This window comes from Photobacterium angustum, from assembly GCF_003026365.1.
GTDB lineage: Bacteria > Pseudomonadota > Gammaproteobacteria > Enterobacterales > Vibrionaceae > Photobacterium > Photobacterium angustum.
In genome coordinates this window covers 47551-62145 of sequence record NZ_PYOM01000022.1, presented here as the reverse complement: position 1 = coordinate 62145, position 14595 = coordinate 47551, and the positions used below count along the sequence as shown (strand labels likewise).

At 41.4% G+C, this 14595-nt stretch carries 12 protein-coding genes; 2 read left to right on the top strand and 10 right to left on the bottom strand.

Annotation, left to right across the window (positions count from 1 at the left end; translation table 11 throughout):
- Nucleotides 1-66: 66 nt before the first annotated feature.
- From CTN01_RS19220 to rpsB, 10 genes are all read right to left on the bottom strand, one after another.
- A complete protein-coding gene (locus CTN01_RS19220) occupies nucleotides 67-576 on the bottom strand; it encodes an OmpH/Skp family outer membrane protein (RefSeq protein ID WP_005371669.1) in 510 nt (169 codons plus the stop codon).
- Nucleotides 577-593: 17 nt separating this feature from the next.
- Nucleotides 594-3020, bottom strand: a complete 2427-nt coding sequence (gene bamA / locus CTN01_RS19215; RefSeq protein ID WP_045150406.1) for an outer membrane protein assembly factor BamA — start codon at nucleotides 3018-3020, stop codon at nucleotides 594-596.
- A 35-nt stretch (nucleotides 3021-3055) separates the two neighbouring features.
- Nucleotides 3056-4411 carry a sigma E protease regulator RseP gene (gene rseP, locus CTN01_RS19210; RefSeq protein WP_045150407.1) on the bottom strand — a complete coding sequence of 452 codons (1356 nt, stop codon included), beginning with the start codon at nucleotides 4409-4411 and terminating at the stop codon, nucleotides 3056-3058.
- Complete coding sequence (gene ispC / locus CTN01_RS19205) at nucleotides 4408-5604, bottom strand: 1-deoxy-D-xylulose-5-phosphate reductoisomerase (RefSeq protein ID WP_045150409.1); 1197 nt, start codon at nucleotides 5602-5604, stop codon at nucleotides 4408-4410. Before ispC ends, rseP begins: the two co-directional genes overlap by 4 nt.
- Before the next feature lie 58 nt (nucleotides 5605-5662).
- A complete protein-coding gene (locus CTN01_RS19200) occupies nucleotides 5663-6511 on the bottom strand; it encodes a phosphatidate cytidylyltransferase (protein WP_045150410.1) in 849 nt (282 codons plus the stop codon).
- A 100-nt stretch (nucleotides 6512-6611) separates the two neighbouring features.
- Entirely contained in the window at nucleotides 6612-7373 is a 762-nt protein-coding gene (gene uppS / locus CTN01_RS19195; protein WP_045150411.1) for an undecaprenyl pyrophosphate synthase, read from the bottom strand.
- A 73-nt stretch (nucleotides 7374-7446) separates the two neighbouring features.
- Nucleotides 7447-8004, bottom strand: coding sequence for a ribosome recycling factor (gene frr / locus CTN01_RS19190; protein WP_005371660.1), 558 nt, complete (start codon nucleotides 8002-8004; stop codon nucleotides 7447-7449).
- A 76-nt stretch (nucleotides 8005-8080) separates the two neighbouring features.
- Entirely contained in the window at nucleotides 8081-8809 is a 729-nt protein-coding gene (gene pyrH, locus CTN01_RS19185) for a UMP kinase (protein WP_005371658.1), read from the bottom strand.
- Nucleotides 8810-8898: 89 nt separating this feature from the next.
- The gene (tsf, locus tag CTN01_RS19180; RefSeq protein WP_005371657.1) at nucleotides 8899-9744 is read right to left on the bottom strand and encodes a translation elongation factor Ts; all 846 of its coding nucleotides are present in this window, start codon (nucleotides 9742-9744) and stop codon (nucleotides 8899-8901) included.
- A 117-nt stretch (nucleotides 9745-9861) separates the two neighbouring features.
- Nucleotides 9862-10590 carry a 30S ribosomal protein S2 gene (gene rpsB / locus CTN01_RS19175; RefSeq protein ID WP_005371655.1) on the bottom strand — a complete coding sequence of 243 codons (729 nt, stop codon included), beginning with the start codon at nucleotides 10588-10590 and terminating at the stop codon, nucleotides 9862-9864.
- A 366-nt stretch (nucleotides 10591-10956) separates the two neighbouring features.
- Between rpsB and map the strand changes: the two genes are divergently transcribed.
- Together map and glnD are read left to right on the top strand one after the other, a co-directional pair.
- Nucleotides 10957-11796: a type I methionyl aminopeptidase gene (map, locus tag CTN01_RS19170; RefSeq protein WP_005371652.1), complete on the top strand. Its 840-nt coding sequence runs from the start codon at nucleotides 10957-10959 to the stop codon at nucleotides 11794-11796.
- Nucleotides 11797-11923: 127 nt separating this feature from the next.
- Nucleotides 11924-14545: a bifunctional uridylyltransferase/uridylyl-removing protein GlnD gene (glnD, locus tag CTN01_RS19165; protein WP_045150412.1), complete on the top strand. Its 2622-nt coding sequence runs from the start codon at nucleotides 11924-11926 to the stop codon at nucleotides 14543-14545.
- Nucleotides 14546-14595: the final 50 nt, after the last annotated feature.

Here is a 14595-nt window from a genome sequence, read left to right as displayed (position 1 = left end):
ATACGCTAAAAACTGGTATATCGCGAAAATAACGATATACCAATCATAATTGCTTCATATTACTGATTATTTTACCGCAGCAATCACTTTAGAAGAAAGATCATCTTTCTTATTTGCGAATAAAACAGCTTGTGCGTCTAGCACGATGTTATAACCGTTTTTCTCTGCTACTGTATCAATCGCTGTACGGATTTTCTTAACAAGCTTCTGCTCTTCTTCCATACCACGACGGCGTTGATCTTCAGCAAGTGCTTGTGCTTTTAATTTGTAATCAGAATCAAGTTGAGCAAGCTCTCGTTGAAGCTTTTGACGTTGATCTGAACTCATCAGTTCACCATCACGCTTCAATTTATCAATCTTGCCCTTCATCTTAGTTTCGATAGAACGTAGTGCCGCAACACGACCACTGAATTCTTTCTTTAACTTATCTTGAACCTTGTAACGCTGAGCTAACTCAGACATTGCTTGACCAGTAGATACGTAACCAATTTTTTGAGCAGCTTCCGCTGCATTTGCGTACATAGACGAAGATAGAATTACCAAGCCAAGACTTGCTGCTTTAATCCATTGTTTCAAAAGTTCTCTCCTCAAAATTAGAATGTCTGACCAATAGTGAATGTGAAGAATTCCTCATCATCCCCTTCATATTTCTTGATTGGCTTAGCAACCGAGAATACAAGTGGACCCATTGGCGACATCCACTGTAAAGCTGCACCCGCAGAAGCGCGGATCATACCTGGATCAGAGTAATCTGCCAATTTTTGACCATTGCTGCTCTTATAATTCAGGTTATATTCAGTATCCCAAACAGAACCAGCATCAACAAAGAAGCTCGTACGAATTTGGTTTTTCAACTCATCAGAGATAAATGGTGTTGGAACAATTAGCTCCATACTTGCAAGCGCAATTGCATTACCACCAGCAGCATCATCAGTACCAGTCGCACAGTTGTTATTACCTTGACCGTTTACGCCACAACCACCAACAAATACCGCTTTTGGACCAACAGTGTTGGAACGGAAACCACGAATTGTACTAAAACCACCGGCATAGAAGTTTTCGTAGAATGGCATTAGCTGATCGCTACCATTATCCGTTTTACCGTAGCCATTACCGTAACCCAACTTACCACGTAGCAATAAGCTAAAGTTTTGGCTCTCTGTTAACGGTATATATTGACGAACGTTGTACTGCGCTTTGAAGTACTGTGAGTCTGAACCAGGAATTGTCATCTTAAATGAGAAGTCTTGGCGGTTACCAGAAGTTGGGAAGTAACCTCGGTTTAAGTTGTTACGCGTCCAGCCAAGTGTCCAACTATAATCATCAAGAGTGATCGCATTATCGCTATCGAGATCAAAACCATGAATCTTTTTAAATTGCTGAATTTGGTAATAATCTTGAGTATTCGAGATCTTATTGTGATCGTAACCCAAACTAAAGTTAAAGCTATTTAGCTCATTAACCGGGAAACCCCACGTTAAGCTTGTACCGTAGCTTTGGTTGGTGTAATCCGAGATATTGGCATCAGATGCTTCAAACTCGTTATAATAGATCTTACCACCAAGGCTGACATGATTAATCGTGAAGTAAGGATCGTTGTATTCAAGACTGATATTTTTCGAGTAATCATTCGTCATCGCATTGATACCAAAACGATTACCCGTACCTAAGAAGTTATCTTGAGTTAAGCCAGCTTGGAAACTAATACCTGATTCAGTACCGTAACCAACACCAAAATTAACACTACCAGAATTGGCTTCTTTCACGTTGTACTTAATGTCAACCTGATCATCAGAACCTGGTACTCGTACCGTTTGTACATCGACATTTTCAAAGAAACCGGTACGGTTTAAACGTGTTTTACCTGTTTCAATCTTCTTCGCATTTAACCAAGTACCTTCCATTTGACGCATTTCACGGCGTAAAACTTCATCTTTAGTATTGGTATTACCACGGAACTCAATATTACGAACGTAAATACGTTTACCTTGCTCAACATTTACAACCAATGATACTTCATTGGTCTTATCATCAAACTCTGGGTATGTCGTTACTTTCGGGTAAGCGTAACCTGCTTCACCAAGCTTACGTTTAACCGCTTCTTCTAGCGATGTAACAGCTGCGCCGTTATAAACAGAGCCAGTCTTAAATGTTACCAGCTTATCGAACTCAGCAACGCGACCTGCAACATCACCACGGAACTTTACATTCTTAACTTTATACTGATGTCCTTCATGGATTTTAAGGGTGATATACACGCCTTTTTTATCTGGTGAAATAGACACTTGTGTATCATCAAGTCGATACTTCAAATAACCATTATTCAAATATTGAGAACGTAGCGTTTCTAAATCGCCTTGCAATACTTGTTTTTGATATTTTTCATTCGCCATGAAGTTCCACCAAGGCACATCGTCCTTAAGTGTAAACTTACTGCGTAATTCATCATCACTGAAAACATGGTTACCTAGAATGTTAATCTGCTTAATTTTTGCAGACACACCTTCAGTGAAAACAAATTTAATATCAGCACGATTACGAGGCAAAGGCGTAACAACAGCTTCTACCGTTGCGTTGTATTTACCAACACTGTAATAGAAATCTTCTAGCCCTTTTTCAATTTTTCGTAACGTTGTACGATCAAGCGCTTCACCCACACGCAAACCTGATGCTTCTAAATTTTCTTTTAGCTGCTCAGCCTTGATCGCTTTGTTACCTGAGAAAGTAATATCAGCAATAGTAGGACGCTCTGTTACATCGATCTGAAGCGTATTGCCGTCACGATATACTCTAATATTTTCAAAGTTGCCAGAAGAGTAGAGTGATTTTATCAGTTCTGAAATATCCTGTTGATCAACAGTATCTCCAACGCGGACAGGCATTTTTAATAATGCCGCACCTAACGTAACACGCTGAAGTCCTTCAAAACGAATGTTATCAACTACAAATTTATCTTCCGCACTATGCGCAACGCTACTGGTTAAAAGCAGCGATGCGACCAACAGTTTTTTAATCGCCATTACTGTTCTGATTATTCCTTGCTAAAAACGCATTATTAAAGACGGGTAAAATCATTGAATAGCGCAACGGCCATTAACGCAACCAAAACGGCTGATCCCACTCTATAGCCAATATCCTGAATTCGTTCTGATACAGGACGACGGGTTACAGCTTCAATGGCGAAAAACATTAAATGTCCTCCATCCAACACCGGAAGCGGTAACAAATTAACTATACCTAAATTGACACTTATCAGTGCTAAAAATCCGAGAAAATAGACCAAACCAAAGTCGGCGGTCATTCCTGCACCTTTTGCAATGGATATCGGTCCACTGAGGTTTTTAATTGCAACATCACCTGTAAACAGTTTAGTGACCATATCAAAAGTCAACGCCACTAATTGCTTCGTTTTGTCTGTTGCTTTAACCGCAGCTTCAATCGGACCAAACTGCAAGTTTACTTTATAAGATTCAGGCCACGGTTCAATCGCAGGCGCTAATCCTACATAGCCAACTTGATTACCATCTGGTTCAACCTTGCTACGAGGAACTAATGATAACATCACAGGTTCATCATCTCGCAACACTTCAACTGAAAGCGGTTGCTCAGGGTGCGTACGCACCGCATCAACAAACTGCTGCCATTCAGTTACAGGCTTTTTATCAATTGCTACAATCTTATCATTTAATTTAAATCCTGCATCTACTGCAGCACTATTATCAACCAATTGCGCGACATTTAACGTAATTTTAGGTCGATAAGGCGTAATACCTAATGTTTTTAGTACTTGCTGAGACTCAGGATCATAAGACCAATGAGATAGATCTAAAGTGCGCGTCACGATGACATTACTGTCAGGCTCTGTCGCTGTGATCACCATGCTCTTATCACCAATATGAGAAACCATTGCCATATTGGCTGATTCCCAATCTGATGTTTCGATTCCTGAAATAGATTTAAGTTCCATTCCAGGTGTAATTCCTGCTTGCGCCGCGATAGATTGTGGAGCCACTTCACCTATATAAGGTTTTAACGCAGGGACCCCAATAAGATACACAAGCCAATATGCAAAAATGGCAAAAAGAAAGTTTGCTAAAGGGCCTGCAGCAACAATTGCACTTCGTTGCCAAAGTTTTTTGTTATTAAACGCCATATGACGCTTTTCTTCAGGTACCTCTTCTACCCGCTCATCAAGCATTTTTACATAGCCACCCAGTGGGATCATTGCCAGTGTATATTCTGTTCCGTCTTTTCCTTTGCGACGGAAAAGTGCTTTACCGAAGCCAATCGAAAAGCGTTCAACATATACACCGCAACGTCGAGCAACCCAAAAGTGACCAAACTCATGGACAGCAATTAATATTCCTAGAGCAACTAAAAAAGCACTTAAATTGCGGATAAATTCAATCATGCAAATTCCTTGGTGATGACATCTGAAGCAAGTTGACGAGCTTGTTTATCTATTTCCATTACCTCAGCAATATTGTGAGGTTCAACAAGCACGGCTATTTCTAGCACTTTTTGGTTCACTTTAGCAATATCTGTAAAGCAAATTTCACCTGCTAAAAATGCCGCAACAGCCATTTCATTAGCAGCATTCAACGTCGTTGTTGCCGCTTGCCCTTGATAGCACGCATCAATAGCAAGCTTTAAACATGGATAACGATCAAAGTCTGGTTTCATAAAAGTAAATTCACCAATTTGACTAAAATCAAGCGGAGCTACACCTGCATCGACACGTTCAGGGTATGCCATTGCACAAGCAATCGGCGTACACATATCGGGTAATCCCATTTGTGCAATAACAGAACCATCTTTATATTGCACCATTGAGTGAATAACAGACTGCGGGTGAATAATGACATCCATTTGCTCACGGCTGGCATTAAATAACCAACGTGCTTCAATATACTCTAGACCTTTATTCATCATTGTGGCTGAATCCACAGAGATTTTTGGCCCCATTGACCAATTAGGGTGAGCAATCGCCATTGCAGGTGTCACATTATCTAATTCTGCAATATCTGTGTATCGAAAAGGACCACCAGAGCCTGTTAATAGTACTTTACTCACGCCCGATGCTGATAAATCACAACGTCCCATACGCTGCTGAATATTGGTCGGTAATGATTGAAAAATTGCATTATGCTCACTATCAACCGGTAATAATTCAGCACCATACTGTTCACAAGCATCTATGAACATTTGCCCAGTCATCACCAGCGCTTCTTTATTGGCAAGTAAAATTCGTTTGCCTTTTTTCACTGCCGCCATCGTTGGTAATAAGCCTGCTGCACCAACAATCGCCGCCATAACAGTGTCGACATCATCAAGAGCTGCGACTTCACAAACACCTTGCTCGCCACTAAGCACTGTTGTTGCAATTTCTTGCTGCTTTAATAAAGAGGCTAATTCTGCTGCAGCTTTACTATCAAACATCGCAGCAAAATTCGGTTGCCATTGCTGACAAAGCGCAAACATTTTTTCAACATTTGAACATGCAGCAAGTGCTACTACTTCAAATAGTTCAGGGTTTTTAGCAACAACATTTAAAGTACTGCTACCTATTGAGCCCGTAGCTCCTAGGATCGTTAACTTACGCATAAATTCACTTACATTTACAAAAAAGGCAGCGTAATGGCTGCCTTAGAAAAGAGGTGGCTTACATTAACCAGAGATAAAGTAATGTAAAAACAGGTATTGCTGCGGTTAAGCTATCAATACGATCTAAAATCCCACCATGTCCAGGTAATATGTTACCGCTATCTTTAACGCCAGAAGCACGTTTAAACATACTTTCAACTAAATCGCCAAGCACAGAAATGACAACAGTAATAATAGCTATCGATAACAAGCTTGAAATTGAGATAAACGGAATAGAAAGAAGCTTTGCACCTAGCCAAGTAATAATAACGGCTAAAATTACCCCACCGACTAAACCTTCAATCGTTTTATTTGGGCTAACAGCTGGCGCCATTTTATGCTTACCAAAACGCTTACCTGAAAAATATGCGCCCGTATCTGCAGACCAAACTAAGAAACAAACTAGTAGAACAAGTTTAGCACCATGATACGAATCGATGCTGTAATCTACAGCACGTAACATTAAAATACTCCAAAAAAACGGGAGCAGTGTTAACAAGCCAAAAATCTGTTTAATAAAAGAGTTAGACGCCCATAATTTATCAGTTTTTGGGTATGTAATTGCTAATATAGATGCGATTAGCCACCATATTCCACCAACTAATAAGACGCCATGTAAGCCATTACTCATCGCCGAAAGAGACGCTGTATCTACTGGTAATAACACTAGGCTAGCACCTAATGCAATCACAGGTAGAATCATTGCACGGATGCGAGATGATGTATTAACAAACTGTGTCCATTCCCAAAAGCCCACTAATGTTATTGCCGCAATGGCTACCACAAAGGCTGGAAATGGTAAGAAAAAGATCCCCGCAATAACAAGTGGTGCGAGGATTAATGCGGTAATAATACGTTGCTTTAGCAAACTGCGTCCTCTATATAATTATTGTATAGGCAAAGGCCATATTCACTGTAAATAATAACGCCAACACACATTGCTGCGCATTGGCGAAAAATAATAACTCTTATTTTAACAATGCTTGTATTTGTTCGCCAGTACAGCCAAAACGGCGTTCACGAGTCACGAACCAAGCAACGGCATTCAATAAACTTGATTCATCAAAATCAGGCCAGTGTTCTTCTGTGAAAAATAACTCCGCATAAGCTGTCTGCCATAGCATAAAGTTACTAATTCGGCACTCGCCACTAGTACGGATCAAGAGTTCAACCTCTGGTAACCCATACGTTGAGAGTCCTGATTCTAAATCTTGTTCAGTTACAGTTGCGAGATCAAGCTTATTATTAATCGCATGTTGAGCTAACTTTTTAGCCGCTTCTAAAATATCCCATTGCCCGCCGTAATTTGCTGCAACGTTCAATACCATTCCAGTATTATCAGCGGTTAACTTTTCCGCCGATGAAATTTTATCTTGTAAACGCTGGCTAAAACGGCGCTTATCGCCAATGATACGTAATTGAATATTATTCTTATGTAATCTTTTTACTTCACGACTTAATACCGTCATGAAGAGCTCCATCAATAGTGAAACCTCGGCTTCGGGACGACGCCAGTTTTCACTACTAAAAGCAAATAGTGTTAATACTTTTATACCCAGACGATTAGCAGTCGAAACTGTTTTTCGCACGGCTTCTACGCCAGCCTTGTGACCAAACACCCGAGCTTTGCCTTTGGCTTTTGCCCAACGACCATTACCATCCATAATCACAGCTATGTGGTTAGGAAGACAATCTGCCGAAAGCCCAGCCTCGATTGAATGCTCTGCCATCTCTATCCCTCAAAAAAAAGCGCCGTGCTGCACGCACAGCGCCTCTAGCCATTTAAAACTTAACGAATAAAGTTTAAACTTCCATTAGCTCTTTTTCTTTTACTTCAAGAACTGCATCGATATTCTTAATAGCATCGTCTGTTAATTTCTGAATTTCGTCTTGTGCACGACGATCATCATCTTCAGAAATTTCTTTGTCTTTTAATAGACCTTTAACCGTTGCATTTGCATCACGACGAATGTTACGAACAGCAACACGGCCTTGCTCTGCTTCTGCACGTACAATCTTAACAAGATCGCGACGACGCTCTTCTGTAAGCGGAGGAAGAGGAACACGGATCACAGTACCTGCAGACATTGGGTTTAGACCCAAATCAGACATCATGATCGCTTTTTCTACTTTTGGTGCTAGTTCACGGTCAAATACAGTGATAGCAAGAGTACGAGCATCTTCAGCAACAACGTTTGCTACTTGGTTTAACGGTGTGTTCGCACCGTAGTACTCAACATGAATCGTATCAAGTAGGCTTGGGTGAGCACGACCTGTACGGATTTTTACTAGTTGATTTCGTAGTGCATCAACACTTTTTTCCATGCGCGTTTGCGCGTCTTGTTTGATTTCGTTAATCACAATAAATACCCTTGATAATTCGATCACAGTAAAAAAGTAATCATACTTTTTTCAATTAATCAGTTGCCACTTTTGCTTAAGCGCTAGTGATTAGCGTACCTTCTTGCTCACCCATCACTACGCGACGTAGTGCGCCTGGTTTATTCATGTTAAAGACACGAATTGGCATATTGTGGTCACGAGCAAGTGTAAAGGCAGCTAAATCCATTACCTTTAATTCTTTTTCAAGTACATCTTGGTAGCTTAGCTTATCACAAAGTACTGCATCTGGGTTTTTAACTGGATCGTCTGTGTAAACACCATCCACTTTGGTTGCTTTTAGCACAACATCAGCTTCAATTTCGATACCACGTAAACATGCTGCCGAATCGGTAGTAAAGAATGGGTTACCAGTGCCTGCAGAGAAAATAACTACACGGCCCTGGCGTAACTGGCTAATTGCATCAGCCCAGTTGTAGTTATCACAAACGCCATTAAGAGGAATAGCAGACATCACTCGAGCGTTCACATAGGCACGGTGCAAAGAATCACGCATTGCTAAGCCGTTCATTACAGTTGCTAGCATACCCATGTGGTCGCCCACAACTCGGTTCATACCTGCTTCTGCAAGGCCAGCACCACGGAATAAGTTACCACCACCAATAACTAGGCCTACTTGAACACCCAGTTCAACGAGTTCTTTGATTTCTTGAGCCATACGGTCAAGAACTTGTGCGTCAATGCCGAAACCTTCTTCGCCTTGTAGTGCTTCACCACTTAGCTTAAGCAAAATTCGTTGATAAGTTGGTTTTGGGTTTGTGGTCATGTGTTTTACCTTCCAGGCTAACTTGAGATATGGAGTTGTAAAAAGACCGCAGCCTTGGCTACGGTCTTTGGCATTCTTATAAAGAAGGATTAACCCTTCTGAACAGCTGCTACTTCTTCTGCAAAGCTCATTTCTTGAGCTTTCTCGATACCTTCACCAACTTCTAGACGAATGAAGTTAGTTACTGTAGCACCAGTTTCTTTCAGTACGTCACCAACAGTTTTCTTTGGTTCCATGATGAAAGCTTGACCAGTTAGAGAAACTTCGCCAGTGAACTTCTTCATGCGGCCTTCAACCATCTTCTCAGCGATAGCTTGTGGCTTGCCTTCGTTCATTGCGATTTCAACTTGAACTTCACGCTCTTTAGCAACAACTTCAGCTGGTACGTCAGACGGGTTAACGTATTCTGGCTTAGATGCAGCAACGTGCATTGCGATGTGCTTAAGTGTTTCTTCGTCGCCGTTACCAGCAACAACAACAGCGATACGAGCACCGTGAGTGTAAGCAGAAACTTTCTCGCCTTCGATGTAATCTACACGACGGATAGAAATGTTCTCACCAATCTTAGCAACTAGCGCGATACGTGCTTCTTCAAATTGAGCTTGAAGTTCTTCAACTGATTTGTGACCAGCAAGTGCTGCATCAGCAACTTCGTTAGCGAATGCTAGGAAGCTACCATCTTTAGCTACGAAGTCAGTTTGGCAGTTAACTTCAACAAGAGCAGCTTTACCAGCAGCTTCTTTGATGATGATAGTACCTTCAGCTGCTACGTTACCCGCTTTCTTAGCAGCTTTAGCAGCACCGCTCTTACGCATGTTTTCGATTGCAAGCTCGATGTCAGCGTTAGCTTCTACAAGTGCTTTTTTACAATCCATCATACCTGCGCCAGTACGCTCGCGCAGTTCTTTAACTAGGGCAGCTGTAACTGTTGCCATTGTCATAATCCTCAGATTTAATTCTTCGAGTAAAAATCAGGGGCCCTATCGGCCCCTGGTAACCATTCTTAGTTTACACAAGGTAACTTAAGAGGCTCGGTAAGTAACGAGTACTTATTAAGCTTCAGCTACGAAACCGTCTTCTTCAGCTTGAACAGCGATATCTTGGTTACGAGCTTCTTTAACAGTTTGAGCTACAGCACCAGTGTAAAGCTGGATCGCACGGATTGCGTCATCGTTACCTGGGATAACGAAGTCAACGCCGTCTGGATCAGAGTTAGTATCAACAACAGCAAATACTGGGATACCTAGGTTGTTAGCTTCTTTGATTGCGATGTGCTCACAGTCAGCGCCGATTACGAACATTGCGTCTGGTAGGCCGCCCATGTTCTTAATACCACCTAGTGATTTCTCAAGCTTTTCCATTTCACGAGTACGCATTAGCGCTTCTTTTTTGGTTAGCTTGTCGAAAGTACCATCAGTAGATTGAGCTTCAAGATCTTTAAGACGCTTGATTGATTGACGAACAGTTTTCCAGTTAGTCAACATACCACCCAACCAACGGTTGTTTACGTAGTACTGGTCACAGCTGATTGCTGCTTCTTTGATTGATTCGCTAGCTGCGCGCTTAGTACCAACGAAAAGAACTTTACCCTTACGAGCTGCAATTTTTTCAATTTCAGCTAGTGCTGCATTGAACATTGGTACAGTTTTTTCTAGGTTGATGATGTGTACACGGTTACGAGCGCCGAAAATGAATGGCTTCATTTTTGGGTTCCAGTAACGAGTTTGGTGACCAAAGTGTACACCAGCCTGAAGCATGTCGCGCATTGATACAGTTGCCATTGAATAATCCTCTATGGGGTTAGGCGTCCACATATCCCATCTTAAAACCGACCCGATAATAACTATTAAAGCTATTGTTACCTTATTAGGTAACCGAGCACCCCGGCAGATGTGTCGATATGTGTGAATAATAAAATAAGTATGTGTGACTCAATCAAGTCGCACCTTCGTACCTAATATTAGTGCTTACACAAAAATATATGTTATCGAAAGAAACAAAATCACCGTTCACGGCGCGCTTTATACCACATATTTAGGCACTAAATCTAGTCAAATCTGGTTATGAGAATGAATCTTATCTTTCCATTAGCCCTAAGCGACTGGTAATATAGTGCTATAGCGAAACATACAAATAGAGACGATTATATGAGCATTAAGATCAAAACGGCTGAAGAAATTGAAAAAATGCGCGTTGCGGGCCGTTTGGCTGCTGAAGTGCTAGAAATGATCGAACCCCACGTTAAAGCTGGTGTAACTACCGAAGAGCTTGACCGTATTTGTCATGACTACATCACTAAAGATCAGCAAGCTATTCCAGCACCACTGAATTACCATGGTTTTCCAAAATCAGTATGTACTTCAATTAACCATGTAGTATGTCATGGTATTCCAGCACAAGCTGATGAAGAAGTACCAGAAGCAAATGGTAAATACATAAAGCCTGCAGTGCTAAAAGATGGTGATATTATTAATATCGACGTAACCGTTATTAAAGATGGTTACCATGGCGACACATCAAAAATGTTTGAAGTGGGTGAAGTATCGCTTGAAGACAAGCGTCTATGTCGAGTGGCGCAAGAAAGCCTTTACTTAGCCATTAAAAAAGTAAAACCAGGTGCGCGTGTAGGTGATATTGGTACCGCTATTCAGAAGTTTATCAAATCTGGTAATAGCCGTTTCTCTATTGTTAAAGATTACTGTGGTCACGGTATCGGAAATGAGTTCCACGAAGAACCACAAGTCGTTCACTACAAAAACAACGATCGTACCGTACTAAAAGAAGGCATGTGTTTCACTATCGAGCCAATGATCAACGCCGGTAAATTCGGTTGTGAATCTGATGATCAAGATGGTTGGACGGTTTACACAGTCGATGGTAAGAAATCAGCACAGTGGGAACATACCCTACTAGTGACAAAAGATGGTTGTGAAATTTTAACACTTCGTACAGAAGAAACACTTCCACGCCTTATGCATAACGCATAACATACCGACTTCGTTAACAAGATCATAAAAACCGACCTTCTGTGTCGGTTTTTTTCTCCCTATACATGTTGTTCCTCACTGGTAGTCGTTATAGTAAAGATAAGATTTAGCAATAGCACGGACTGCCATGACGGATACCCTCTCTCTTCAACTTGATAGTTACCTTGATCAAGACATCACGCTCGATAATTTACGTAATGCATTAACCACTTTTGCAGAACAACAAAAAGAAAGTTTTTTTCAGCATGTCCCTATTGCCGATCTAGTTACCGCTCGCAGTAACTATATAGATCAACTACTACAACGTTTATGGCATTTTTACGGATTTTCACAGCAATCAGATTTAGCTTTTGTTGCCGTCGGTGGTTATGGGCGTGGTGAACTTCATCCCCTTTCGGATGTCGATATTTTAATCTTAAGTGAACAACCTATTAGCGATGAGGTTGGCGCAAAAGTCAGTGAGTTTATTACACTGCTGTGGGATCTACGATTAGAAGTGGGACAAAGTGTTCGTACTGTTGCTGAATGCGTTGATGTTGGCAAAGATGACCTAACCGTTGCAACAAACTTAACCGAAGCCCGTTATTTATGTGGCAATAAAGGCACCTATAACCATCTTATTGAATCCATTAATGATGGCGCATTCTGGCCAAGTCATACGTTTTATAAAGCCAAGTTAGAAGAACAAAAAAAACGCCACGCTCGTTATCATGATACCACCTACAATTTAGAACCTGATATAAAATCAAGCCCTGGCGGACTGCGAGATATTCATACCTTAAGTTGGGTTGCACGCCGACACTTTGGCGCCACCAGCTTATTTGAAATGAGTCGCCATGGTTTTTTAACTGATGCTGAGTATCGTGAATTGGTTGAATGTCAAAATGAGCTGTGGCGAATTCGCTTTGCATTACATATCGAACTTCGTCGTTATGATAATCGCCTTACTTTTGATCATCAGGCATCAGTGGCTAACAACTTAGGTTATCAAGGTGAAGGGAATCGTCATGTCGAAATGATGATGAAAGAGTTCTACCGCACGCTTCGTCGAGTAGCTGAACTCAATAAAATGCTACTACAGCTATTTGAACAAGCAATTATTACCCAACAAAAAGATACCGAGCCCACCGTACTTGATGAAGACTTTCAAATTCGGGGGCATTTAATTGAAGCCACCAAGCCAGCGCTATTCCAAGCACGCCCTGAAACTATTTTAGACATGTTCCTTCATGTCGCAAAAAACTCTGAGATTGAAGGTATTGCAGCACCCACACTGCGCCAGTTACGCACCGCCCGTCGGCGACTGAATCTCTTTCTAATTGAAATCCCAACTGCCCGTGAAAAATTCATGGAGTTGGTCCGACAACCAAACGCCTTGCAAAAAGCCTTTCGCTTAATGCATCGTCACGGCGTGTTGTCCGCTTATCTACCGCAATGGAGCCACATTGTTGGCCAAATGCAATTTGATTTATTCCACGTTTATACCGTCGATGAGCACAGTATTCGTGTGATCAAAAACCTGAATAAATTTAGCGACCCAGAAAATCAACAACGTCACCCGATTTGCTGTGAGATCTATCCCCGCATTGTAAAGAAAGAGTTATTAATTCTGGCGGCTATTTTTCACGATATCGCCAAAGGTCGAAAAGGCGATCACTCTGAACTCGGTGCTGTCGATGCCTATGAATTTTGTATCCAACATGGGCTATCACGACCAGAAGCAAATATTGTTTCATGGTTAGTTAAAAAACACCTCCTCATGTCAGTAACCGCACAACGTCGAGATATTTACGATCCCGAAGTGGTCACCGAATTTGCTAAAGAAGTGCGAGATGAAGAACGTCTGGACTATTTAGTCTGCTTAACCGTTGCTGATATCTGTGCAACGAACCAAGACTTATGGAATAGTTGGAAGCGTACTCTCCTCTCCGAGCTTTACTACTCAACCCAAAAAGCCTTACGTCGCGGTTTAGAAAACACACCGGATGTGCGTGACCGTATTCGTCACAATCAACAATTAGCTTCTGCCATGTTACGTAGTAAAGGTTTTCAACCACGTGAAATTGAAGTGTTATGGCAACGCTTTAAAGCTGATTACTTTCTTCGCCATACCCACAAACAACTGGCGTGGCATGCTGAAGCCTTGCTCACGCACGATCATGACAAACCGCTAATCTTACTCAGTAAAAAAGCAACCCGTGGCGGCACTGAGGTGTTCGTGTATAGCAAAGATAAAGCTAAGCTTTTTGCTATCGTCGTTTCAGAGCTAGATAAGAAGAACTTAAGTGTCCATGATGCTCAAATAATGAATAGTAAAGATGGTTACACACTTGATACCTTTATGGTGTTAGATCCTAACGGTAAAGCAATCAATGAAAACCGTCATACCACTATTCGACGCACATTAACAAAAGCGTTAACAGTGATGAAATCTGAACGAAAAATCCGTCGAGCACCACGTAAGCTATTACACTTCAATGTAAAAACTAAAGTCAGTTTTCTGCCGACCAAAACGGGCAAGAAAACGATGATGGAATTAGTTGCGTTAGACATGCCAGGATTATTAGCCAAAGTGGGAGCCGTGTTTGCCGAGCACAATATTAGCTTGCAAGCAGCGAAAATCACCACGATTGGTGAGCGCGCTGAGGACTTCTTTATTCTGGTTAATGATCAAGGTTGTAATCTTAGCGTTGAGCAGCAAGAAGTATTGGAAGCGTCGCTAATACGCACAATCAATCAACACGCATAATCGATAACGTATTAGGATAAAAATAACAAAGCCTGCAATTATTGCAGGCT

Bases quoted from the DNA above. Each gene is read 5' to 3' on its own strand.
- rseP (WP_045150407.1), bottom strand. From the start codon at position 4,411: ATGATTGAATTTATCCGCAATTTAAGTGCTTTTTTAGTTGCTCTAGGA.
- tsf (WP_005371657.1), bottom strand. From the start codon at position 9,744: ATGGCAACAGTTACAGCTGCCCTAGTTAAAGAACTGCGCGAGCGTACT.
- ispC (WP_045150409.1), bottom strand. From the start codon at position 5,604: ATGCGTAAGTTAACGATCCTAGGAGCTACGGGCTCAATAGGTAGCAGT.
- map (WP_005371652.1), top strand. From the start codon at position 10,957: ATGAGCATTAAGATCAAAACGGCTGAAGAAATTGAAAAAATGCGCGTT.
- pyrH (WP_005371658.1), bottom strand. From the start codon at position 8,809: ATGACCACAAACCCAAAACCAACTTATCAACGAATTTTGCTTAAGCTA.
- rpsB (WP_005371655.1), bottom strand. From the start codon at position 10,590: ATGGCAACTGTATCAATGCGCGACATGCTTCAGGCTGGTGTACACTTT.
- uppS (WP_045150411.1), bottom strand. From the start codon at position 7,373: ATGGCAGAGCATTCAATCGAGGCTGGGCTTTCGGCAGATTGTCTTCCT.
- glnD (WP_045150412.1), top strand. From the start codon at position 11,924: ATGACGGATACCCTCTCTCTTCAACTTGATAGTTACCTTGATCAAGAC.
- bamA (WP_045150406.1), bottom strand. From the start codon at position 3,020: ATGGCGATTAAAAAACTGTTGGTCGCATCGCTGCTTTTAACCAGTAGC.